Genomic DNA, 21,068 nt, shown 5'->3' on the forward strand with positions numbered 1-21,068 from the left:
GCCATGCGTGGATAACCGCTACATCGCCTCGCGCACATCCATCAGCGCGAACCCCAGCAGGTTCAGTCCGCGCCACTGCGCCGGGTTGTGTGCGTCGGCGTGGTCCTTGGCCAGGCCGATGCCCCAGATGAAATCCACCGGGCTGGCTTCCACCAGCACCCAGCCATCGGTGGCGCGCAGGAAGGCACCCAGTTCCGCGTTCTGGGCGAACTTGGCCTTGTTGCCTTCCACTACCAGGCCGTAGCGCGCCTGTGTCCAGCGTGCTTCGTCGAAGCCTTCGATCTTGCGGCCCAGGGCCTTGGCCTTGTCCGGGGTGGTGCTGGCCAGCACCTTTTCGAGAATGCGCTCATCGCCGAACAGGCGCGCCTTGCCGGCCATCATGTAGTGCTCGGCGGTGGGGTAGTGCACGCCATCGATGTCGAAGCCGGCGTCATACCACTGGCTGAAACAGGATGCGGAAACCCCCGTGCGTGGCGGCTGGTGGCCCCAGAAGCACAGGTAGCGCAGATCTTCGCCTGCAGCCTGGCGCTGCTGCAGGTCATGCAGGAAACGGGAATCGTCTTTCATCGCAGCAGGATACCGCGTGGCCTTTTTGGGGTCATGCCGTGCGGGCGAGAGCCAGGCGCAGCAGCCGCGCGTTCACGCGTTCGCCGAAGTCCTTCGGTGCCTGCAGGCCCATGCGCTGCAGATAGACCGCATCACCATCACCGGCCGGTTGGCGCAGCGCGGCCCAGACGGTGCGCAGCGTGTCACTGCGGGTCTGGGTGTTGGCTTTCAGCCAGCCCAGCGCCTTCACCAGCACCTGCTCGATCTCGTTGAAGTCGCAGCCCAGCGGATAGTCGGGCAGGGTGCCATCGCTGCGGAACGGCGCCAGCGCCGCGGCCAGTGCCTGCGGCGTGTTGCGCTGCGCGTTCCGGGTTTCCGGCGGCTGCACGGCACGCAGCTTGCGCGAAGCCGATGCCTGTTGCGCCAGGGCGGACTGGAACGGCGCTTCGGTGATCGCCGTCATCGCCTGGACGCAGTCCTCGTCGGTCAATCCGCGCAGATCGGCGATGCCGTACTCGTTGAGGTAGATGTCACGCAGGTGGCGCGGAATGGTGGTGTGGCCGTAGTTCCAGCGCACGTTCGATGCGCGGTGGCCCTTGTCGTCGCGCGCGGCGCGGAACATCAGCACGCTGCGTGCCTCGGGCAGTGCATGCGCCATCGCCACGAAGTTGTACTGTCCGCCCACGCCGGAAACCACGCGGCCATCGTCCAGTGCATCGGATACTGCCGCGCCCAGCGCGGTGGCCATCATGCAGGAATTGAAGAAGCGCGCATGCCGCCGCTGCAGGCGTTCCAGCGTCTCGTTGCCGCCGTACAGCTGGTTGATCTCGCTGATGCGGCGCATGCCGATCGCCCGGCATTCGTCCTCCGGCAGGGTGCGCAGCCATTCGTAGAATTCCGGCGAGCCCAGGTAGAACGCGCCATGCAGGTACTCGCCTTCGGCGGCCAGGGTGGCGTGGTCGATGGACAGCGTGCTGCCGTTCTCGATGCGCTGCATCAGCGCCAGGTCGTCGTGCACCTTGCGCTTGATCACCCCGGTCTGCACCAGCCGGCGGAATCCCTCGTTGAGCATTTCGCTGCAGCCGTACAGCCCAATCTCGAACGGATCCAGCCCGCCGATCTCCTGCACCAGCGGGTGGCTGGCCAGCTGCGGGTCCAGCGCCTGCAGCACGCGGCGGTAGCGGGCATTGTCGGTATGGCGCAGCACCAGCGCATGGCTCAGTGCATCGGCCAAGGTGCCGATGCCGATCTGCAGGGTGCCGCCATCACGCACCAGGGTGCTGGCGTACAGGCCGATGGCGTAGTCCGCATCGGCCACCGGCTGCCGCGGCAGGCCGAACAGCGCCGGGTACGGCGGCGGCGGCGTAATGACCAGATCGAAGAAGGAGACATCGACCGTGGCCGAGCCGCCCAGGTAGGGCAGCTGCGGATCGATCTCGGCCACCAGCAGCGGGCGCGGCAGGCCGCGCGCTGCAATCGCATCCAGCGTGTCCTGGGTGATGTCGTTGTTGCAGGACAGCGACAGCCGCCGGTCATCCGGGCGCATCGCCACCTTCTGCACGATCACCTGCGGCGCGCGCTGTGCCACCGCATCGGCGGCATGGGTGTAGTTCAGGCTGGTGTAGCTGGACTGCGCCTGGCGCGAGCTGAGCAGTGCGCCGGACTGCATGTAGAACTCTTCCACCTGCACATGTGCGGGCAGGGCATCGCGCGCGATCGCATCGGCATAGGCCAGGCGTGGGAAGTCATCGCCGAAATGGCGCTGCACGAAGGGCGCCATGAAGCGCGCCTCCAGCCCATCGCCGCGCGCCTTCGGCGGATTCAGCGACAGCGCGGTGTACAGCTGCAACGGCCGTGAAGGATCGCCCTCGACCCGTGCGTACAGCGCGTTGAGCAGCCGGTGCGGCTTGCCCAGTGCCAGCGGTGCGCCCACCCGCAACGGCCCGTCCACGCGCGCGAAGAGCCAGTCGACGGCGGCGTCCAGGTCGGTCAGGTGTTCGGTCATGCGGGGTGGTCCTGCGGAAAGGGGAGTGCCGGCATTACAGCATGTCGGGCTTGAACCGCCGTCGACGCGAGCGCTCGGCCCCGGCAATCATGAACGCGCCGTCGCCGCGGTAGTGCACCGTGCGCGGCAGCTTCGGCCGCGGCGCGACGTGCGCACGCACGATTTCCCAGATGAAAAGATTGTTGGCTTCGACCTGGCTGTCGTCATGCAGACGGCACTCGAAACAGGAATGGCACTGGCCCACCAGTGGTGCGCCCACGTCGCGCGCGGGCAGCGCATCCAGGCCGAAGCGCGCGAACTTGTCCACGTCGCGCCCGCTGCAGTTGCCGATATCCACCACGGTGTCCAGCAGCTCAACGCCTGGCACGTTGATCACGCATTGCCCGCTGCCGCGCGCCAGCGCGAAGCTGTGGTTCTCGTTCCAGAGATAAGTGGCCAGCAGCGAGGGCGAAAAGCCCATCACCATGTGCCAGCCCATCGTCATCAGGTTGCGCTGGCCACGCCAGGCGGTGCTGACCAGCACGATGGGGCCGGGTTCGAGGAAGCGGCGGGCCTGCTCGACCGGGAAATCCTTCTTGGGCAGCGGTTTCATCCTGGGCCTGGGGCGGGAGGCATCAATGCTGGCGCAGCACGCATGAACCCGGGGTCGAGGGACTTGACAGCGGTTTCGATTACGAGCGTAATCGTATTGTCGATTACGGATGTAAACCATGACCCCGATCAGCGAAGCCGAAGCCATCGTGATGGAGGTGCTGTGGCAGCGGGCGCCGCGCACGGCCGACGAAGTGGTGGCCGCGCTGGCCCACCGGCAGTGGGCCGAGCCGACCATCAAGACCCTGCTCAACCGCTTGTTGACCAAGGGCGCGATTGCCGCTGACCGCGACGGCCGTCGCTACCTGTACCGGCCGCTGCTGCAGCGCCAGGCCTGGGTGGACGCGCAGAGCCAGGATTTCCTGGGCCGGGTGTTCGAAGGCCGTGTCGCGCCGCTGGTCGCCCATTTCAGCGAGCGCGGCCAGTTGAGTGCGCAGGACATTGCCGAACTGAAAAAGCTGATCCAGGAGATGGACGATGAATGAGCTGCTTGATGGACTGTGGCGGGCCAGCATCTGGCTGGCGCTGGGCGTAGTGCTGCTGGCGGCTGCGCGGCCGTTGCTGGTCGGGCTGGGCGGCGCGACCCTGGCCTATCGCAGCTGGTGGCTGCTGCCGCTGACCGGGCTGGCGCTGCTGCTTCCGCTGCCTGCATTGCCGGTGCTGCAGCATGTGCCGACGCTGCCGATGACCATCGCCCCGGCCAGCGTGGAAGGCGTGCCGGGCGCTGCGTCCGGCGCACTGTGGGCGCCTGCACTGACGCTGCTGTGGGCGCTCGGCGTCGGCCTGAGCGTACTGCGCGACGGCCGCGCGCAACGGCGCTTCGAGCGCCAGCTGGGCGCGCTGCACGCACGCGGCGATGGCAGCTGGCAGGCCAGCGCAGACCCGGGGCTGCCCGCACTGGTGGGCCTGTGGCGGCCGCGCATCGTGGTCGGCCCGCACTTCGACCAGCAGTTCGATGTGGAGGAACAGGCGCTGATCCTGCGCCACGAACGCAGCCACCGCCGCAACGGCGACCACTGGGCCAACGGCGTTCTGCTGCTGGTACGCGCCGTGTTCTGGTTCCACCCGCTGCTGCCCTGGGCTGCGCGCCGCTTCCTGCGCGACCAGGAGCTGGCGTGTGATGCACGCACCGTCGCCGCGCTGCCCACGCAGCGCCGTCTCTACGCCAGCACGTTGCTGAAGGCACAGCTGGTCCACCCGGTTGCACCGATGGCCTGCCATTGGCGCAGCGAACCCGTGTTGAAGGAGCGTATCGCCATGTTGAAGCAGTCGAAGCGGAAGGCATTGCCGTGGGTGTCCGGCCAGGTGTTGCTGGTGGGGTTGTGCCTGGGGGCGGGCACACTGGCCTGGGCCAGCCAGGGCGGCGCCGCCATCGGTGCGGCGGAAGGTGCTGCGGGCCATGCCGGACTGGACCGCGACATCGAGATCGACAAGATGCCGCCGCCCAGCTTCCCGCGCTCGGCCTTCGAGCAGCGGCAGACCGGGGTGGTGACCCTGCGCGTGGAGGTGGATGCACAGGGCAGGCCCACCGAGGTGAAAGTGATCAGCGCCACCAATCCGGGGGTGTTCGATGCGGTGTCGATTGCCGCCGCGCGCAGCTGGACCTACCGGCCGGCGCTGAAGAACGGCAAGCCGGTGGCGGCCGCGGTGAAGATTCCGATCACCTTCGCCATGGACGACGACGAAGACGGCGGGGAAAGCCAGTGAGGCGCCACGCCGCACGCTGCGCGCTGCCCTGGGTGGCTGCCGCGCTGCTGGCCGGGTGTGCCACCCCGGATCGCCTGAGCACCGTCGATACCCGCAACGAGAACGTCGGTCACCAGCGCCTGCAGCCCGACGCGGCCGGTGGGGGCGGGCAGATACAGCCCTACGCGCTGGCGGCCAGCGAGGGCTACCGGATGCCGCAGCTGTACGCGGCACCGGACCCGGTGGTGGGCGCGCGCGACCCGCGCATCTCGCTGCCACCGACCACGGTCTGCCTGCAGGTGGTGGTGGATGCGCAGGGCACCGTCGAGCGCAGCCAGCCGCTGACCGGCCGCAGTGGCTGTGATGCGGGTCTGGCAGTGGAGAACGCTCCGCTGCTGCAGGCAGCGCAGGAGGCCGTGGCGCAGTGGAAATACTCGTCTGCAGCGGTCTGCCGCTTCGCCCCGGGCAAGGTTCCCGATGACCGCGGTGACTGCCAGGGCGCCGACAGCATCGAGCCGGTGGCGGTCACCCTGCAGTACGCCTTCACCTTCGAGATCGTGAAAGGCCAGCACGTGGTGCGTACACAGGGCAGGTAGCGCCGGGCCACGCCCGGCCGATTCCACCGCCCTTGTCAGGCGCCGCCCTGGATGTTGGCCTTCACTGCCGGCTGCATCAGCTTCGGCTCGGCCAGCGTCGCATCGCGCGCCTCGCGCACGCTGACGAAGGCCGCTTCGTCCACGCCGTCGTGCACATGGATGTTGTGCGCGCGTTGCGCACCGATGGTGGTTTCGTTGGCGAACGCGCGCCCGCCGGGGCCGTAGTCGTGGCAGACGAACACGCGGGTGGCATCGGGCAGCGCCAGCAGGCGCTGGATGGAGCGGTAGAGCTGCGCGGCATCGCCACCGGGGAAGTCGCAGCGGGCGGTGCCGCCATCGGGCATGAACAGCGAATCGCCGGTGAACAGCGCATCGTCGATCAAATAGGCGATGCTGTCGCTGGTGTGCCCGGGCACGGCGATGATGCGGCCTTGCAGCCCGCCCAGCGCGAAGGTTTCACCATCGGCAAAGAGATGGTCGAAGGCCGCCCGCTCATCGCCAGGCGACAGGCCATAGCGCGGTGCGAAGGTGGCCTGCACCGCGCGGATGCCTTCGCCGATGGCCAGCGTGGCCTGCGGGAAGCGCGCCTTCAGGCGCCGCCCGGCCGACACGTGGTCGGCGTGGGCGTGGGTTTCCAGCAGCCAGCGCAGCTGCAGGCCCTGCTGTTCGATGGCTTCCAGCAGCGGGCGCACAGGCGCCTCGCTGCTGGCGTCGGTGTCCGGGTCGTAATCCAGGACCGGATCGATCAGGGCCGCCTCGCCGCTGGCCGGGTCACTGACCAGGTAGCTGAAGGTGTTGCTGTCGCGGTGGAAGAAGGATTGGACCTGGACCGACATCGTGGACTCCTCAGGGCGTACCGAGCACCCGGTTCAGCAGCTGGGCCAGATTCTCACCGGCCAGCCGCAGTTGCGCCTCGGCCACCGGCCGGTAGCGTTCGGTGTATTCATCGCCGATCTTGCGCGTGGCCGGGTAGACGCCCGGCTGCACCGAAATGCGGCAGCTGGCTTCGGCCCAGCTCTGCGGGTCGCGCTGCGGGTTGGACTGGCGCGCCAGCTTCGGCGCCGGCAGCGCACGCAGCACCGGCAGGTAGCCGGCATCATCCAGCTTGCGGGTGTTGAGCATGCCGCTGTCCCACAGCGAATGCAGGTTGGTACCGCGGTTGCCGAACTGCAGCTGGAAGTCGTTGCCGCCCTTGTCGTGGCCATAGCCGGCGTGCATCGGCTGGTGCACATCGCCCACCAGGTGCACCACGAACTTCAACGCCTGCAGGCGCTCGCCATCGGTCAGGCTGCGGTTGCCGAGAATGGCGCTCTGTGCCTTCAGTGCTTCGACGATGCAGTTGCCGCTCCTGCAGTGCTTCGGCGGCTCGTAATGGCAGCCGTCCTCGGCGATGTTCACGTAGTGCCAGCCGGCCGAACGGCGGCCCAGGCCGGGATCCTTGGCGCGCAGCTGGTCGGCCCAGGGGGCGATGCTGGCCATCGTGGCGCCCGGCTCGGTGGCCAGCAGGCGGTCGACCTCGGCGCGCGCGGCCGGGTTCAGGCGGGTTTCGGCCACTTCGGCCACCAGACGATGACCCTGTGCGCCCCAGGCATGGGCGGGAGCGGATACGGTCAGCAGGGCCGGCGCGAGGGCGGCAGCGAGGATCAGGGAATGCAGGGCTTTCATCCGCCCATTCTAGCGGGGCGGGGCGGGCGGCGGATTGATCCATCGCGGCCGCTGGCGACACCGTCTTGATGTCGCCACCGCTAGGCTGGTCCGGCCACGCGCGGGGAGCAGCGGATGACGATCACGGACAGGCGCATCAACGCGGGTCACGCCGGTGAAGACGGCTTCTCCGCCGCGTTCGATGCCCAGGTGCTCTGGCGCATGCGCTGGGCCTGCACCCTGGCCGCCGCGCTGTCGCTGGGCTTTGCCGTACTCGACCACTTCTGGCTGCCCAGTGCGGTGAACGCCCTGGTCCTGCGCTGGCGGCTGGCTGTGCTGTTGCCGGTGCTGCTGCTGGGAATCGCCCTGACCTTCGTGCCTGCGTTCAGGCAGCGGCTGCAATGGCTGGGTGGCAGCGTCGTGCTGATCGCCGGCCTGGCCCTGGTGACGATGATCTGGACCGCCCACCGTGCCGGCGTGGATTACCCCTATGAAGGCATCAGCCTGTTCCTGCTGCTGAACTACTTCCTGTGCGGGCTGCGCTTCGGTGTGGCCACGCTGACCGGCACAGTGACCACCGCCGCATTCGTGCTGGCCGAACTGCATGTGGGCCTGCACTGGGCGCAGATGCTGCAGGGCGTGATGTTCGTGCTGGCCAGCAACCTGGCCGGCATCGTCGGCAGCTACATTTCCGAACGCCAGGCCCGAGCCACCTGGCGCGCGGAGCGGCAGCTGGATGCCATGGCCAACCACGACGGCCTGACCGGACTGCTGAACCGCCGAGCCTTCGACCGGCGCGCCCGCGAGATCTTCCAGGGTTACCTGCGCACGCCGCATGCACGCGGTGCCCTGCGCATCGCGATGATCGATATCGACTATTTCAAACGCTACAACGACCACCACGGCCACCCGGCCGGCGACAGCGTGCTGCACGCTGTGGCCGTGACCCTGGCCGCGCAGCTGCACGGCACCGATTCGGTGGTGGCGCGCTATGGCGGCGAAGAGTTCGTTGCGCTGGGCTACTGGAAGCCCGGCGATCCTGACTCAGCCCCGTTCGAACAGATGCGGCAGCAGGTGCAGGCACTGGCCATCGCGCATGTGGATTCGGACGCCGCACCGGTGGTGAGCGTGAGCATTGGCGTAGCGCGCTGGCATGACGATGGGGGTGACACGCTGGAGCAGGCGTTGCAGCGCGCGGATGACGCGCTGTATCGCGCAAAGGCCAGTGGTCGTAACCGGGTGGAAGTGGCCGCAGACCAGTAGATCCACGCCATGCGTGGATGCCTGCATTTATCGCGGTGAGGCAAAAAAAGCCCCGGCACACACACCGGGGCAACATGCTGCGAGCGGTTTCTTCTTGAAACGGGGGAGCGGGGGCGAAGCCCCCGCCTTCAACTCACCCCTCAGAACTTGAAGACGTAGGACACGCCATACACCAGCGGGTCGATGTTCACCGTACCGATCTTCTCGCCATCCAGCTTCACCTTGCTGTCGATGTCGATCCAGCGCATGTCCACACGCAACGCGCCCTTCTGGCCAATGGCGAAGTCCACGCCCGCATGCGCGGCCAGGCCCCACGAATCCTGCAGCTTCAGCTTGCTGCCGGCCAGTGCACCGGTGGTGTCCTCGCTGAAGAAGGTCGTGTAGTTCAGGCCCGCGCCCACGAACGGCGAGACCTTGCCCTTGCTGTTGAAGTGGTACTGCAGCGTCACCACCGGCGGCAGCTGCTTGGTGCTGCCTACGTGGCCCAGGCCGTTGATGTTGATGTCGTGCTTGAACGGCAGCGCCGCCAGCACTTCGATGCCCAGGTTGTCGGCGATGAAGTACTCACCGGTGATGGTCGGCTTGACGTCGTTGTCCACGTCTACCTTCAGGGTGCCGCCGGCCAGCGAACCGTTGTTCGACTTCGGGGCGACCTGGTGCACGCCGGCCGACACGGTCCAGTCGCCCTTGGACTGGGCCATGGCCGGGGCGGCGGCCAGCGAAACGGCGGCGGCCAGGCCGGCCAGGATCAGGGGGGAGGTCTTGCGCATGGGGGTGCTCTCGTTGCGGGGTGGATGCGGCCAGTCTCGGCCTCACGCCGCGCTAACGCTTTGATCCGGATCAAATCCTGTCTGGGCCCCTGCCAGCCCCGGGCGCTGGCCCGCGGTGGTCAGGGCGGTGCTGCTAGACTTGTGGGCCCTATCCATCCCGCCGCACCTGTCGCGGCTGCAGGAGCTTGAGAACATGGCAATCAAGGTTGGTATCAACGGTTTCGGTCGCATCGGGCGTAACGTCCTGCGCTCGGCGGTGCTGAACTTCGGCGACGACATCGAAATCGTGGCCATCAACGATCTGCTGGAGCCGGACTACCTGGCGTACATGCTCAAGTACGACTCCGTGCATGGCCGCTTCAAGGCCGACGTGGCGGTGCAGGGCAACGACCTGCTGGTCAACGGCAGGAAGATCCGCCTGACCCAGGAACGCGACCCGGCCAACCTGAAGTGGGACGAAGTCGGCGCCGACGTGGTGCTGGAAGCCACCGGCCTGTTCCTGACCAAGGAAACCGCGCAGAAGCACATCGATGCCGGCGCGAAGAAGGTCATCATGTCCGCCCCGTCGAAGGACGACACGCCGATGTTCGTGTTCGGCGTGAACGACAAGACCTACGCCGGCCAGGCGATCATCTCCAACGCTTCGTGCACCACCAACTGCCTGGCCCCGCTGGCCAAGGTCATCAATGACAAGTGGGGCATCAAGCGCGGCCTGATGACCACCGTGCACGCGGCCACCGCCACCCAGAAGACCGTCGACGGCCCTTCCAACAAGGACTGGCGCGGCGGCCGTGGCATCCTGGAAAACATCATTCCCTCGTCCACCGGTGCGGCCAAGGCCGTCGGTGTGGTCATTCCGGAACTGAACAAGAAGCTGACCGGCATGAGCTTCCGCGTCCCGACCTCGGACGTGTCGGTGGTCGACCTGACCGTCGAGCTGGAAAAGGAAGCCACCTACGCCGAGATCTGCGCCGAAGTGAAGGCACAGAGCGAAGGCGCCCTGAAGGGCATCCTGGGCTACACCGAAGACAAGGTGGTGGCCACCGATTTCGTCGGTGAAACCCACACCTCGGTGTTCGATGCCGATGCCGGCATCGCCCTGGACGGTACCTTCGTCAAGCTCGTGTCGTGGTACGACAACGAGTGGGGCTACTCGAACAAGTGCCTGGAAATGGCCAAGGTCGTCGCGGCCAAGTAAGGCCTGCGAAGATCGCCACGCGAACCCCGGCTTGCCGGGGTTCGTCGTTCATGGGCCCCGGCTGACGTAGCATGGGCCACGGACCGCTGCCGCTGGGGCGCGGCTGCGTTGGGGAAGACCAAGAATGGAAGCATTGATCGTCCTGCTGGTGCTGGCCCTGCTGGCGATACCGCTGCTGCTGGTGGTGGCGCTGGTGATGATCGCCGGCCTGCGCCGGCGCGTGGCCGCGCTGGAAAGCGCCGTGGCCGAAGGCAGGCCTGCCGCCCCCGCAGCGCCGCGCACGGCCCAAGTGCCGGCCGCGCCGGCCGCGCCGCCGCGTCCGCCCGTGCCTGCGGCGGAATCCAGCGATCCCCCGTTCCTGCGCCCGGCCGCCGCGCCGCCGCCGGTGAAGGCTGCCGAGCCGCTGGCCGCCGCCGTGCCGCCGCCGGTCTCGCTGCCGCCCGTGCCGGTCATGCCGCCGCTGCCTGCCGAACCGGCGCTGCCAAACGTGGTCGAGCGCGCGATCGGCGCGGTCAAACGCTGGTTCACCGAAGGCAACGTGCCGGTGAAGATCGGCATGCTGGTGCTGCTGGCTGGTGTGGCCGCGCTGTTGAAGTACGTCAGCGACCAGGGCTGGCTGGTGCTGCCCATTGAACTGCGCCTGGCCGGCATCACCGTCGGTGCGCTGGGCCTGCTGGCCTTCGGCTGGCACCAGCGCGAGCGCCGGCGCCTGTTCGCGCTGGCCCTGCAGGGCGGTGCCATCGGTGTGCTGCTGCTGACCATCTTTGCGGCGTTCAAGCGCTTCGAACTGCTCAATCCCGGCTTCGCCTTCGGCAGCTCGATCGCACTGGTCGCCGGCCTGTGCGTGCTGGCGGTGGTGCAGAATTCGCGCACGCTGGCCGTGCTCGGCATCCTGGCCGGCTTCATGGCGCCGCTGTGGCTGTCCACCGGCAGCGGCAACCACGTAGGCCTGTTCAGCTACTACGCGGTACTCAACGCGGGCGTGTTCGCCATTGCCTGGTTCCGTCCATGGCGTGCGCTGAACCTGCTGGGCTTCGCCTTCACCTTCGGCATCGGCACGTTCTGGGGCGTACTGCAGTACCGGCCTGACAAGTTCGTCAGCACCGAACCGTTCCTGCTGCTGTTCTTCGCTTTCTACCTGCTGATCCCGCTGTTGTACGCCCGCCGCCAGCCTGCCGAACGGCGCGACCTGGTCGATGGCAGCCTGGTGTTCGGCACTCCGCTGATCGCCTTCTCGCTGCAGGCCGGCATGCTGTATCAGCAGCCGATGACCCTGGCACTGTGCGCATTGGGCCTGGCGGCAATCTACGCGCTGCTGGCGCGTGCATTGATCAACCGTGCCTCGTACAGCGTGCTGGCACAGTCGCATGCCGTGCTGGCGGCAGGCTTTGCCACGCTGGCGGTGCCGCTGGCGCTGTCGGCGCGTGCCACCGGTGCGGTGTTCGCGCTGGAAGGTGCGGGGCTGGCATGGCTGGGCCTGCGCCAGAAGCGCTGGTTGCCGCAGGTTTCCGGTGCGCTGCTGCAGATGGCCGCCGCCTTCGCCTTCGTGGTGGGCGCCGACCACTGGCACCAGGATGTCCGCTTCCTGGCCAACCCGACCGCCATCGGCGCGCTGCTGCTGGCCATCGCCGGCTTCGCCAGCGCGTGGAGCTACCAGCGCCGCGAACGCCATGAAGTCGCGGTGGTCTACTACCTGTGGGGCCTGCTGTGGTGGCTGGGTGCATTCGCACACGAGATCGGGCGCTTCGTCGAACACGTGGCACAGGCCGACGCACTGCTGGTGCTGGCCGCGGTGACCGCCTGGCTGGCCGCCGAAGTGCAGCGCCGCCAGCCGGCGCGCGCGCTGGGCGTGACTGCGCTGGCGATGCTGGCCATGGGCTTCCCGTTGGCCCTGCTGCAGAGCGATGCCCACCAGCAACCGTTTGCTGGCTACGGTGCGCTGGGCTGGGCCGTGTTCGCGGTGCTGGGTGTGCGCACGCTGCTCTGCCTGCGCCAGGGCGGTGATGGCGTGGCGCGCATCGCCCAGTTCCTGTGGTGGCTGCTGTGGCCGTCGCTGCTGTCCCTGCTTGCCCTGTGGGGCGGCGATGCCGCCCATCTGGCACAGGGCTGGACCGTGCTGCTGGTCACCCTGCCATGGCTGGTGCTGGCCGCGCTGTCACTGTGGCGCTGGTCGTGGCTGCGCTGGCCGCTGGGCGAGGCGTTCGATCCTGCACGCCTGCCGCTGCAGTGCGTGGTCTTCGGCCTGCTGGCCATCGGCTGGTGGGTGGGGCTTGGCCTGGCCGGTGATGCCGCGCCGCTGCCGTGGCTGCCGGTGCTCAACCCGGCCGAACTGGCGCAGTGGCTGAGCGTGCTGCTGGCTGCGCGCTGGCTGTATGCCGGCGCGGTGCCGCCATCGCTGCAGCGCCTGCGCGTGCCGCTGCTGGCCGTCGCCGGTTTCATTGCCCTGACCAGCACCGTGCTGCACGGTGTGCATCACTGGGGCGGCCTGGCCTGGTCGCCGTCGATGGCGCGCTACAGCCTGGCCCAGACCAGCCTGACCGTGCTGTGGAGCGTGCTGGGCGTGATCGCCTGGGTGTGGGGTTCGCGCCGTGGCCAGCGCATCCTGTGGATGGTGGGTGCGGTGCTGATGGCGGTGGTGCTGGCCAAGCTGGTACTGGTCGATCGCCAGCATCTGGGCAATCTGCTGGGCATCGCCTCGTTCATCGCCTATGGCCTGCTGTGTACGGTGGTGGGCTATCTGGCGCCGGCGCCTCCGGGTGCAGCGCCGACCGTGGAGAAAACACAATGAAGAAGTGGAGCCGCGCCCTGCTGCCGGTCATGTTCGCCCTGGCGGGCGGCGTGTCCGCGCAGGCCACCGACTACCGCGCGCAGTACGCCGAACAATGGCCGCTGAGCTTGTCCAGCGCGCAGTCAGGCGCCTACCGCGTGGTGCTGGAGCCGGCGATCTACCGCCGCGCGGGCAGCGCCGACCTGGGCGATCTGCAGGTGTTCAACGCCGCCGGGCAGGCGTTGCCTTCCGCGTTGCTGGCACCGGACCAGCCGCTGGCGCAGCCACCGGTGCAGCGCGAACTGCCGTGGTTCGTGCTGCCGCCACTGGCCGAAGCACAGCGCAATGATCTGCAGCTGCTGACCGAACGCGATACCGACGGCCGCGTGCGCCGGGTGGAAGCACGCGTGGGGGCTGCCGCCGTGGCGAACGGGCAGGGCGGCTGGCTGATCGATGCCAGCGTACTGGGCCAGCAGCCGCTGGCGGCACTGGTGCTGGACTGGGCCGACAGCGGCCAGCCGCTGCAGGCGCAGGTGCAGCTCGACGCCAGCGACGATCTGCAGCACTGGCGGCCGATTTCCCGCGATATCCAGCTGGTGGACCTTCAGCGCGCGGGCAAGCGCCTGCTGCAGCGCCGCCTGCAGGTGGACGGCAACGCGCGCTACCTGCGTGTGCTGCCGCAGAGCGAAGCCCGCCTGCCGGCGCTGCGCAGCGTGCTGGCCGAACTGCCGCCGGCACCGGCCACCCTGACGTGGGAATGGCTCTCGCTGGAGCCAACCGCATCGGGCAAGGGGGAATACACCTTCGAACTGGATGGCCGCTTCCCGATCACCAAGGCCGACGTGGCCAGCACCGACAACAGCCTGGTGCAGTGGACGCTGTTCAGCCGTGACGACCCGGGTGCCGAATGGCAGCGCCGCAGCGCACCGTGGATCGCCTACCAGGTGCAGCAGGGCGGCCCCGGCCAGCGCCAGCAGTCGGCGGCGCAGACGCTGGGTGGTACCTGGCGCGACCGCTACTGGAAGCTGGTGGCCAGCCCGGTGGAAACGGCGGCCGCACCGACCCTGCGCCTGGGTTACCAGCCGGAGGTGATGGTGTTCCTGAGCCAGGGCGCGGCGCCGTACGCACTGGCCGTGGGCAGTGCCACCGCGCGCCGGGCCGACGCACCGATTGCCGTGCTGATCGATGAACTGCGGCAGCGCAACGACCCGGCATGGCAGCCAACGCTGGCACGTCTCGAAGGCGCTCCCGAGGCCTTGGCTGGCGATGCCGCGCTGAAGCCGCAGCGCGACTGGAAGGCGTGGCTGCTGTGGGCGCTGCTGGGGTTGGGCGTGCTGGTGGTGGGTGGCCTGGCGGTCAGCCTGCTGCGGCAGAAGCCTGCGCCTTCGGCGTAGGTTCCCGCGAACGGCGCAGCCCCTCGTGGGTGGGCGGTTGGTCGCGTAGAGCAGAAGCCGCGCTTGGCCGGGCGGGTGGGTTGTCTGGGGGACGCCGTGAATACGTCCCTGTAGCAACTGTGTTGTTGGAGGGGCTCACGCCCCCAGCCAACCCACCCGCCCGGCCTTTGACAGTTTCCGGTTGCGTCCACCCACGTAAAAGAAAAAAGAAGAGCAAAAGCGGGTCGCGCGCTGCGCGCACTCGCTGTGGGGTCAGATCCGTTTTCCGCAGGAAAACGGATCTGACCCTTTTCTCTCCATCCGACATCAGAAACCGCTTTTGCCTTCGCCTTCAGTTCCGTCACCGGGAATCTGTCGAGGCCTGGGCGGTGTGGGTGGGCGGGACCGCAGGCGCCATGGATGGCGCCTACGAGCCCCCATGGATGGGTTCACGGCGTGTCCCGCCCACCCACACCGCCCAGGCCCCACACAGGCAACCCAGAGCCGACCATGCAGGCTGTTGCTGTTGCTGTTGCTGTTGCTGTCGCTGTCGCTCTGCGCCTCTGCCTGCCGCAGGCATCGGCAGCCGATACAATGGCCGTCTGCCGTAAACCGGCATCCCATCCCCGAGCCAAAGAGTTGCCCATGTCCATCGTCCGCATGACCGACCTCGACCTCTCCGGCAAGCGCGTGCTGATCCGCCAGGATCTGAACGTGCCGATCGAGAATGGCCGCATCACCTCCGAACAGCGCATCACCGCGTCACTGCCGACGCTCAAGCGCGCGCTGGAGCAGGGCGCGGCAGTGATGGTCACCTCGCACCTGGGCCGCCCGAAGGAAGGCGTGTGGACCGAAGCCGACTCGCTGGCGCCGGTGGCCGCGCGCCTGTCCGAGCTGCTGGGCCGCGAGGTTCCGCTGGTGCGCGACTGGGTCGACGGCGTCGACGTGCAGCCGGGCCAGCTGGTGCTGCTGGAAAACTGCCGCATGAACGTCGGCGAGGGCAAGGATGACGAAGCCCTGTCCAAGCAGTACGCCGCCCTCTGCGACGTGTTCGTGATGGATGCCTTCGGTACCGCGCACCGCGCCCAGGCCTCCACCCACGGCGTCATCCGCTTCGCCCCGGTCGCCGCCGGTGGCCCGCTGCTGATGGCCGAGCTGGACGCGCTGGCCAAGGCGCTGGACGCACCGGCCAAGCCGCTGCTGGCCATCGTCGCCGGCAGCAAGGTCAGCACCAAGCTGGAACTGCTGGCCAACCTGGTCGGCAAGGTCGACCAGCTGATCGTCGGTGGCGGCATCGCCAACACCTTCATCGCCGCGGCCGGCTACAAGGTCGGCAAGTCGCTGTACGAACCGGACCTGCTGGATACCGCGAAGAAGATCGTGGCCGATGCGCAGGCACGTGGTGCGGCCATTCCGCTGCCGGTGGACGTGGTCACCGCCAAGCAGTTCCTGCCCGACGCCGCCGCCGAAGTGAAGGCCGTCGACGCCGTGGCCGACGATGACCTGATCCTGGACATCGGCCCGCAGACCGCCGCGCAGTACGCGCAGCTGATCGAAAAGGCCGGCACCGTGGTCTGGAACGGCCCGGTCGGCGTGTTCGAGTTCGAAGCCTTCAGCAAGGGCACCGAAGCGCTGGCCCGTGCCATCGCCAGCTCCAAGGCATTCTCCATCGCCGGTGGCGGCGACACCCTGGCGGCCGTCGACAAGTTCGATATCGCCGGTGATGTCAGCTACATCTCCACCGGTGGCGGCGCGTTCCTGGAATTCCTGGAAGGCAAGACCCTGCCGGCCGTGGCTGCGCTGGCCGCACGCGGCGCATGAGCGCCGGGATGCGCGCAGGCGGAGAAGAGCGTGCAACGCTCTTCTTCGACATGGATGGCACCCTGATCGATTCGGAAGTGGGCATCACCACCTGCATCGCCTATGCGCTGCAGAAGATGGGCCACCCGGTGCCGCCGCAGGAAACCCTGCTGGGCTGGATCGGGCCGTCGCTGCGCACCACCTTCGGCCCGCTGTTCGGCGACGACGTGCGGGTGGAGGAGGCCGTGGCCTTCTATCGCGAGCGCTTCGACAAGGAAGGCTGGCGCGAGCACACGATCTACCCGGACATTGAAGCGACCGTGCGTGCGCTGCATGCGCGCGGTCACCGGCTGGCGGTGGTCACCGCCAAGAACGAACCGCATGCGCGCCGCATCGTCGAGCACCTGCCGTTTGGTGGCCTGTTCGACGATGTGATCGGCTCCACGCCGGACGGTTCGCGCAGCAGCAAGGCGCAGCTGGTGGGCGAAGCGCTGCAGCGCCTGCAGCTGGAGCCGGCGGACTGCTGGATGATCGGCGACCGCCGCATGGACATCGAAGGTGCCCGCCACCATGGCCTGCGCAATGTGGGCGTGCTGTGGGGCTTCGGCGGCGAAGCCGAACTGACGGAGGCCGGTGCCGGCCAGCTGGCCCGCGAACCGGCGCAGTTGCTGACCCTGCTGGCCTGACCAATGCCGGGGTCGGATCCCTTTCCCGCAGAAAGGGCTCTGACCCCGTTGCTGCCCTGCCCGGCGGGCGCCGCACACCCGCCGGCCAGCCTATGTCCGGAAGATGTCCGTTCGATGTCCCGCAGAGTCAGGCGCCCCAAGGCTGTAACCGTATACATGGGGCGTGAAGGATGTGCTAATTTCCCACCTTTAACGGGAGAGGCCCATTCACCATGTTCGAGCGTCAGCGTCGTACCAAGATCCTTGCCACCCTCGGTCCGGCCACCGATCCGCCGGGCGTGCTGGAGGATCTGTTCCGCGCCGGCGTGAACGTGGTGCGCCTCAACTTCAGCCACGGTGACCCGTCCGGCCAGGCCAAGCGTGCCGCCGACGTGCGCGCCGCTGCTGCCCGCGTGGGCGTGGAAGTGGGCATCCTGGCCGACCTGCCGGGCCCGAAGATCCGCATCGAGCGCTTTGCCGAAGGCAAGGTGTACCTGAAGGCCGGTGACCGCTTCGACCTGATCGCCAGCGACAACGCCGGCCCGGGCGATGCCAGCCAGGTGGGCGTGAGCTACCTGGGCCTGCCGCAGGACGTGGGCCCGGGCGACGTCCTGCTGCTGGACGATGGCCTGATGCAGCTGCAGGTGGTTGAAGTGCAGGGCGACCGCATCATCAACACCGTGCTCAATGATGGCGCGCTGTCCGACCGCAAGGGCCTGAACAAGCAGGGCGGCGGCCTGTCCCTGGGCGCGTTGACCGAGCGGGACAAGGAACTGATCGGCATCGTCGCCAAGATCGGCGTCGACTTCATCGCTGTGTCCTTCTGCCGCAACGCGCAGGACATGAACGATGCCCGTCAGATTGCCGAATCGCACGGCTGCTACGCCGCGCTGGTGTCCAAGATCGAGCGCACCGAAGCCATCGAGAATCTGGAAGAAATCGTCGAGGCCAGCGACGTGGTGATGGTGGCCCGTGGCGACCTGGGCGTGGAAATCGGCGATGCCGAGCTGCCGGGCCTGCAGAAGAAAATCATCAAGGCATCGCTGGCGCAGAACAAGGTGGTGATCACCGCCACGCAGATGCTGCAGTCGATGGTGGAAAGCCCGATCCCGACCCGTGCCGAAGTGCTGGACGTGGCCAACTCGGTCATCGACGGTACCGATGCGGTGATGCTGTCGGCCGAAACCGCTGCCGGTGCCTACCCGGTCAAGGCCGTGGAAGCCATGGCCCGCATCTGCCTGGGCGCCGAGCGCCAGTTCCAGACCGAGACCGACTTCAACGCCTCGCCGCGCAACCTGGAACGTGCCGACCAGGCCATCGCCATGGCCACCATGTTCCTGTCCCAGCACGTGGGCGTGCGCGCCATCGTGGCGATGACCGAATCCGGTGGTACCGCCCGTTACCTGTCGCGCTTCCGCGCCAAGGCACCGGTGTTCGCGGTGACCCGCCATGACGGCGCCCGCCGCCAGATGGCGCTGATGCGCGATGTGTACCCGATCAACTTCGACAGCCGTGGCCTGACCCCGCGCGAAGCCGCACGCGGCAGCATCCGCCTGCTGGTGGAATCGGAACTGCTGCAGGCCGGCGACCGCGTCGTGTTCACCAGCGGCGAGCACATGGAAACCCTGGGTGCGACCAACACCCTGCGCCTGCTGGAAGTGGGCGAAGACGGCCGCGCCAGCGGTCTGGGCGATCTGTAAGCCCTGACGGTATCGGGTCGGCGTTGCCGATCCGGGGTCAGAGCCCCTGCGGGGATCTGACCCCACGCCGACCCGGGGTCGGATCCCCGCAGGGGCTCCGACCCCATGCCGCAGGACATCGTTTGTCCTGCGTAGACATGGAAGCGTTTCCATCCTGTCCTCCACGTCGGGGCAACGGGCGGCGGGGCTATACTTACGTTTTTCCCGCACCCGCCACAGGAAATACATGAGCATCGAACAGCTGGCCGAAACCGCCCAGGCCATGGTCGCCCCGGGCAAGGGCATCATCGCGATCGACGAATCCACCGCTACCATCGCCAAGCGTTTTGCCGGCGTCGGTATCGAGAACACCGAGGAGAACCGTCGTGCCTACCGCGAGCTGCTGCTGACCGCACCGAAGCTCAACGAGCACATTTCCGGCGCCATCCTGTACGACGAAACCATCCGCCAGTCGACCAAGGACGGCGTGCCGTTCGCCAAGTACATGGCCGACCACGGCATGATTCCGGGCATCAAGGTCGACAAGGGCGCACACCCGCTGGCCGGCTGCCCGGGCGAGCTGGTCACCGAAGGCCTCGATGGCCTGCGCGAGCGCCTGCAGGAGTATTACAAGCTGGGTGCGCGTTTCGCCAAGTGGCGTGCGGTCATCAACATCGGTGAAAGCATTCCGTCAGGCACCTGCATCGAGTCCAACGCCCACGCGCTGGCCCGTTATGCGGCCCTGTGCCAGGAATGCGGCCTGGTGCCGATGGTCGAGCCGGAAGTGATCATGGACGGCGACCACGACATCGAGACCTGCTACGAAGTCACCGAAGCCACCCTGCGTTCGCTGTTCGATGCGCTGTACCAGCAGAACGTGCTGCTGGAAGGCACCATCCTGAAGGCCTCGATGGTCATCTCCGGCAAGGGCTGCGACGAGCAGGCCGACGTCGAGGAAGTGGCCGAATCGACCGTGATGTGCCTCAAGAGCACCGTGCCGGCCATCCTGCCGGGCGTGGTGTTCCTGTCCGGTGGCCAGAGCGACGAGCAGTCCACCGCGCACCTGAACGCGATGAACCAGATGGGCAACCTGCCGTGGCCGCTGAGCTTCTCCTACGGCCGCGCCATGCAGCAGGCCGCGCTGAAGCTGTGGGCCAAGGACATGAAGGGCAACTACGCCGCTGCCCAGAAGACCGTGTACGAGCGCGCCAAGGACAACGGCCTGGCCGCGCTGGGCAAGTGGAACGGCTGAGCTCTCCGCATTCCCGCATGACGTGACACCGCAGACGCCGGCACCATGCCGGCGTCTGCTTTTGCAGGTATCGTTGCCGCCACCCATGCGCAGGGCCAGCGCGCGGGAACATCGTGGAAGGCCAAGGAGACAATGCAATGCGTATCGCAGCTATCGCGCTGGCCATTGCCACGGCGCTCGCCGTGGCGGGCTGCAACCGCACCGGGGGCACCGCGCAGGCGGGCCAGGCCCCGGTCCTGCAGTTCGACAAGCCGGTGTCCGGCGAGATCACCTCGCGCAGCAGCACCAATTTCAATGATGGCACCCACTACCAGCTGTTCCAGATCCAACTGGAAGACCAGCAGCAGGTGGGCATGAAGCTGACCGGTGCGCTCGACGGTTCGATCACCGTGTTCAACAACGGCGTGCTGGTGGCCAGCAGCCGCAGTGGCTACGAGCGGGGCGACGAAGTGGCCGTGGCATTCCGCGCCGATGGCGCCGGCCAGTACCAGGTGGCGGTGAATGCTGACGAAGCGGACGCGTTCGGGCCCTTCCGCCTGCGTGCGGAGGTGCTCAAGCCGTACGACGGAAAGCCCATCGCCAATGCGGGCCAGGTGTCGGACCTGTTGCTGGAAGATTCGCAGGATTACACCCTGCAGGTGGCAGCGCCCGGGTTGTACACGATCCAGCTGCAGTCCGATGCGTTCGATACGGTGCTGGGCCTGACCGGTGAAGGCCTGGAGATCGAGAACGACGATTCGGGCGATGGCACCAACTCGCTCATCCGGGTGCCCCTGCAGCCGGGCAAGTACACCCTGCGCGTACGCGGGCTGGGTGCCTCCATGGGGGGCGCCTTCAAGCTGGATGTGCAGCGCAGCGACATGCAGGGCAAGCTGGTCGATACCGACGGCACCGCGTTGCCGATGTCGGGCAGCGTGTATACCCAGCTGGATGGCGAAGGCCGCCGCCGCTTCCTGTTGAGCCTGACCGGAACCGCCGAGGTGCGGCTGGATGCGATGTCCAGCCAGGTGGACACCGTGCTGCGCCTGGTCGGCAACGGAGTGGAGCGCGGCGACGATGACGGTGGCGACGGCAGTGACGCGCGCCTGCAGGAAACCCTGGGGCCGGGCCACTACACGGTGGATGTGTCCAGCCTGAGCGAAGAGGCCGGTCTGGTTGAACTGCGCGTGCAGGTCACCGCCCCCCAGGAGGGTCCGGTCGCGGAATGATCCCCGCGCCCTGCGGCTCAATGAA

At 67.9% G+C, this 21,068-nt stretch carries 18 protein-coding genes; 12 read left to right on the top strand and 6 right to left on the bottom strand.

All coding sequences use genetic code 11. The features are described from left to right. Nucleotides 1-18: 18 nt before the first annotated feature. From ACM2ZB_RS19530 to ACM2ZB_RS19540, 3 genes are read right to left on the bottom strand one after another with little or no spacing between them, the layout of a single operon-like run. Nucleotides 19-567 (bottom strand): NADAR family protein, encoded by a 549-nt coding sequence (locus ACM2ZB_RS19530; protein WP_416056655.1) that lies wholly within the window; start codon nt 565-567, stop codon nt 19-21. A gap of 31 nt (nt 568-598) precedes the next feature. Further along, nucleotides 599-2,551: an acetyl-CoA hydrolase/transferase C-terminal domain-containing protein gene (locus tag ACM2ZB_RS19535; RefSeq protein WP_416056656.1), complete on the bottom strand. Its 1,953-nt coding sequence runs from the start codon at nt 2,549-2,551 to the stop codon at nt 599-601. Nucleotides 2,552-2,585: 34 nt separating this feature from the next. After that, nucleotides 2,586-3,143, bottom strand: coding sequence for a flavin reductase family protein (locus ACM2ZB_RS19540; RefSeq protein ID WP_416056657.1), 558 nt, complete (start codon nt 3,141-3,143; stop codon nt 2,586-2,588). 118 nt (nt 3,144-3,261) lie between these two features. On the opposite strand from ACM2ZB_RS19540, the gene ACM2ZB_RS19545 reads away from it, so the two are divergent. From ACM2ZB_RS19545 to ACM2ZB_RS19555, 3 genes are read left to right on the top strand one after another with little or no spacing between them, the layout of a single operon-like run. Then, nucleotides 3,262-3,627: a BlaI/MecI/CopY family transcriptional regulator gene (locus ACM2ZB_RS19545; protein WP_416056658.1), complete on the top strand. Its 366-nt coding sequence runs from the start codon at nt 3,262-3,264 to the stop codon at nt 3,625-3,627. After that, a complete protein-coding gene (locus ACM2ZB_RS19550; RefSeq protein WP_416056659.1) occupies nt 3,620-4,849 on the top strand; it encodes a M56 family metallopeptidase in 1,230 nt (409 codons plus the stop codon). Before ACM2ZB_RS19545 ends, ACM2ZB_RS19550 begins: the two co-directional genes overlap by 8 nt. After that, nucleotides 4,846-5,424, top strand: coding sequence for a hypothetical protein (locus tag ACM2ZB_RS19555; RefSeq protein ID WP_416056660.1), 579 nt, complete (start codon nt 4,846-4,848; stop codon nt 5,422-5,424). Before ACM2ZB_RS19550 ends, ACM2ZB_RS19555 begins: the two co-directional genes overlap by 4 nt. A gap of 35 nt (nt 5,425-5,459) precedes the next feature. Here ACM2ZB_RS19555 and ACM2ZB_RS19560 read toward each other — a convergent pair whose 3' ends face one another. Both ACM2ZB_RS19560 and ACM2ZB_RS19565 read right to left on the bottom strand, forming a co-directional pair. After that, complete coding sequence (locus ACM2ZB_RS19560) at nt 5,460-6,260, bottom strand: MBL fold metallo-hydrolase (RefSeq protein WP_416056661.1); 801 nt, start codon at nt 6,258-6,260, stop codon at nt 5,460-5,462. Between the two features lie 10 nt (nt 6,261-6,270). Next, nucleotides 6,271-7,089 carry a S1/P1 nuclease gene (locus tag ACM2ZB_RS19565; RefSeq protein WP_416056662.1) on the bottom strand — a complete coding sequence of 273 codons (819 nt, stop codon included), beginning with the start codon at nt 7,087-7,089 and terminating at the stop codon, nt 6,271-6,273. A 114-nt stretch (nt 7,090-7,203) separates the two neighbouring features. Between ACM2ZB_RS19565 and ACM2ZB_RS19570 the strand changes: the two genes are divergently transcribed. Further along, nucleotides 7,204-8,331: a GGDEF domain-containing protein gene (locus ACM2ZB_RS19570; protein WP_416056663.1), complete on the top strand. Its 1,128-nt coding sequence runs from the start codon at nt 7,204-7,206 to the stop codon at nt 8,329-8,331. A 140-nt stretch (nt 8,332-8,471) separates the two neighbouring features. On the opposite strand, the gene ACM2ZB_RS19575 is transcribed toward ACM2ZB_RS19570, so the two are convergent. Further along, nucleotides 8,472-9,101 (bottom strand): OmpW/AlkL family protein, encoded by a 630-nt coding sequence (locus tag ACM2ZB_RS19575; protein WP_416056664.1) that lies wholly within the window; start codon nt 9,099-9,101, stop codon nt 8,472-8,474. A 193-nt stretch (nt 9,102-9,294) separates the two neighbouring features. Here ACM2ZB_RS19575 and gap point away from each other — a divergent pair, with 193 nt between their 5' ends. The 8 genes from gap (at nt 9,295) to ACM2ZB_RS19615 (ending at nt 21,043) form a co-directional block, all read left to right on the top strand. Continuing rightward, nucleotides 9,295-10,299 (top strand): type I glyceraldehyde-3-phosphate dehydrogenase, encoded by a 1,005-nt coding sequence (gene gap, locus ACM2ZB_RS19580; protein WP_416056665.1) that lies wholly within the window; start codon nt 9,295-9,297, stop codon nt 10,297-10,299. A gap of 124 nt (nt 10,300-10,423) precedes the next feature. Further along, on the top strand, nt 10,424-13,087 hold the full coding sequence (locus ACM2ZB_RS19585; protein ID WP_416056666.1) for a DUF2339 domain-containing protein: 2,664 nt from the start codon (nt 10,424-10,426) through the stop codon (nt 13,085-13,087). Further along, the gene (locus ACM2ZB_RS19590) at nt 13,084-14,460 is read left to right on the top strand and encodes a DUF3999 domain-containing protein (RefSeq protein WP_416056667.1); all 1,377 of its coding nucleotides are present in this window, start codon (nt 13,084-13,086) and stop codon (nt 14,458-14,460) included. The genes ACM2ZB_RS19585 and ACM2ZB_RS19590 overlap by 4 nt, the downstream gene beginning before the upstream one ends. A gap of 624 nt (nt 14,461-15,084) precedes the next feature. Next, nucleotides 15,085-16,260, top strand: a complete 1,176-nt coding sequence (locus tag ACM2ZB_RS19595; protein ID WP_416056668.1) for a phosphoglycerate kinase — start codon at nt 15,085-15,087, stop codon at nt 16,258-16,260. Nucleotides 16,261-16,268: 8 nt separating this feature from the next. Then, nucleotides 16,269-16,925, top strand: a complete 657-nt coding sequence (locus ACM2ZB_RS19600; RefSeq protein WP_416056669.1) for an HAD hydrolase-like protein — start codon at nt 16,269-16,271, stop codon at nt 16,923-16,925. Nucleotides 16,926-17,137: 212 nt separating this feature from the next. After that, nucleotides 17,138-18,604: a pyruvate kinase gene (gene pyk / locus ACM2ZB_RS19605; RefSeq protein ID WP_416056670.1), complete on the top strand. Its 1,467-nt coding sequence runs from the start codon at nt 17,138-17,140 to the stop codon at nt 18,602-18,604. Between the two features lie 226 nt (nt 18,605-18,830). After that, nucleotides 18,831-19,835: a class I fructose-bisphosphate aldolase gene (locus ACM2ZB_RS19610; RefSeq protein WP_416056671.1), complete on the top strand. Its 1,005-nt coding sequence runs from the start codon at nt 18,831-18,833 to the stop codon at nt 19,833-19,835. A 137-nt stretch (nt 19,836-19,972) separates the two neighbouring features. Further along, nucleotides 19,973-21,043 (top strand): ABC transporter substrate-binding protein, encoded by a 1,071-nt coding sequence (locus tag ACM2ZB_RS19615; protein ID WP_416056672.1) that lies wholly within the window; start codon nt 19,973-19,975, stop codon nt 21,041-21,043. Nucleotides 21,044-21,068 lie beyond the last annotated feature (25 nt).

Origin of the sequence: Stenotrophomonas maltophilia (assembly GCF_047782825.1) — a bacterium.
Lineage (GTDB): Bacteria > Pseudomonadota > Gammaproteobacteria > Xanthomonadales > Xanthomonadaceae > Stenotrophomonas.

Bases quoted from the DNA above. Each gene is read 5' to 3' on its own strand.
- ACM2ZB_RS19585 (WP_416056666.1), top strand. From the start codon at position 10,424: ATGGAAGCATTGATCGTCCTGCTGGTGCTGGCCCTGCTGGCGATACCG.
- ACM2ZB_RS19610 (WP_416056671.1), top strand. From the start codon at position 18,831: ATGAGCATCGAACAGCTGGCCGAAACCGCCCAGGCCATGGTCGCCCCG.
- ACM2ZB_RS19535 (WP_416056656.1), bottom strand. From the start codon at position 2,551: ATGACCGAACACCTGACCGACCTGGACGCCGCCGTCGACTGGCTCTTC.
- ACM2ZB_RS19560 (WP_416056661.1), bottom strand. From the start codon at position 6,260: ATGTCGGTCCAGGTCCAATCCTTCTTCCACCGCGACAGCAACACCTTC.
- ACM2ZB_RS19600 (WP_416056669.1), top strand. From the start codon at position 16,269: ATGCGCGCAGGCGGAGAAGAGCGTGCAACGCTCTTCTTCGACATGGAT.
- ACM2ZB_RS19530 (WP_416056655.1), bottom strand. From the start codon at position 567: ATGAAAGACGATTCCCGTTTCCTGCATGACCTGCAGCAGCGCCAGGCT.
- ACM2ZB_RS19575 (WP_416056664.1), bottom strand. From the start codon at position 9,101: ATGCGCAAGACCTCCCCCCTGATCCTGGCCGGCCTGGCCGCCGCCGTT.
- ACM2ZB_RS19540 (WP_416056657.1), bottom strand. From the start codon at position 3,143: ATGAAACCGCTGCCCAAGAAGGATTTCCCGGTCGAGCAGGCCCGCCGC.
- ACM2ZB_RS19550 (WP_416056659.1), top strand. From the start codon at position 3,620: ATGAATGAGCTGCTTGATGGACTGTGGCGGGCCAGCATCTGGCTGGCG.
- pyk (WP_416056670.1), top strand. From the start codon at position 17,138: ATGTTCGAGCGTCAGCGTCGTACCAAGATCCTTGCCACCCTCGGTCCG.
- ACM2ZB_RS19545 (WP_416056658.1), top strand. From the start codon at position 3,262: ATGACCCCGATCAGCGAAGCCGAAGCCATCGTGATGGAGGTGCTGTGG.
- ACM2ZB_RS19565 (WP_416056662.1), bottom strand. From the start codon at position 7,089: ATGAAAGCCCTGCATTCCCTGATCCTCGCTGCCGCCCTCGCGCCGGCC.
- ACM2ZB_RS19615 (WP_416056672.1), top strand. From the start codon at position 19,973: ATGCGTATCGCAGCTATCGCGCTGGCCATTGCCACGGCGCTCGCCGTG.
- ACM2ZB_RS19590 (WP_416056667.1), top strand. From the start codon at position 13,084: ATGAAGAAGTGGAGCCGCGCCCTGCTGCCGGTCATGTTCGCCCTGGCG.
- gap (WP_416056665.1), top strand. From the start codon at position 9,295: ATGGCAATCAAGGTTGGTATCAACGGTTTCGGTCGCATCGGGCGTAAC.
- ACM2ZB_RS19595 (WP_416056668.1), top strand. From the start codon at position 15,085: ATGTCCATCGTCCGCATGACCGACCTCGACCTCTCCGGCAAGCGCGTG.
- ACM2ZB_RS19570 (WP_416056663.1), top strand. From the start codon at position 7,204: ATGACGATCACGGACAGGCGCATCAACGCGGGTCACGCCGGTGAAGAC.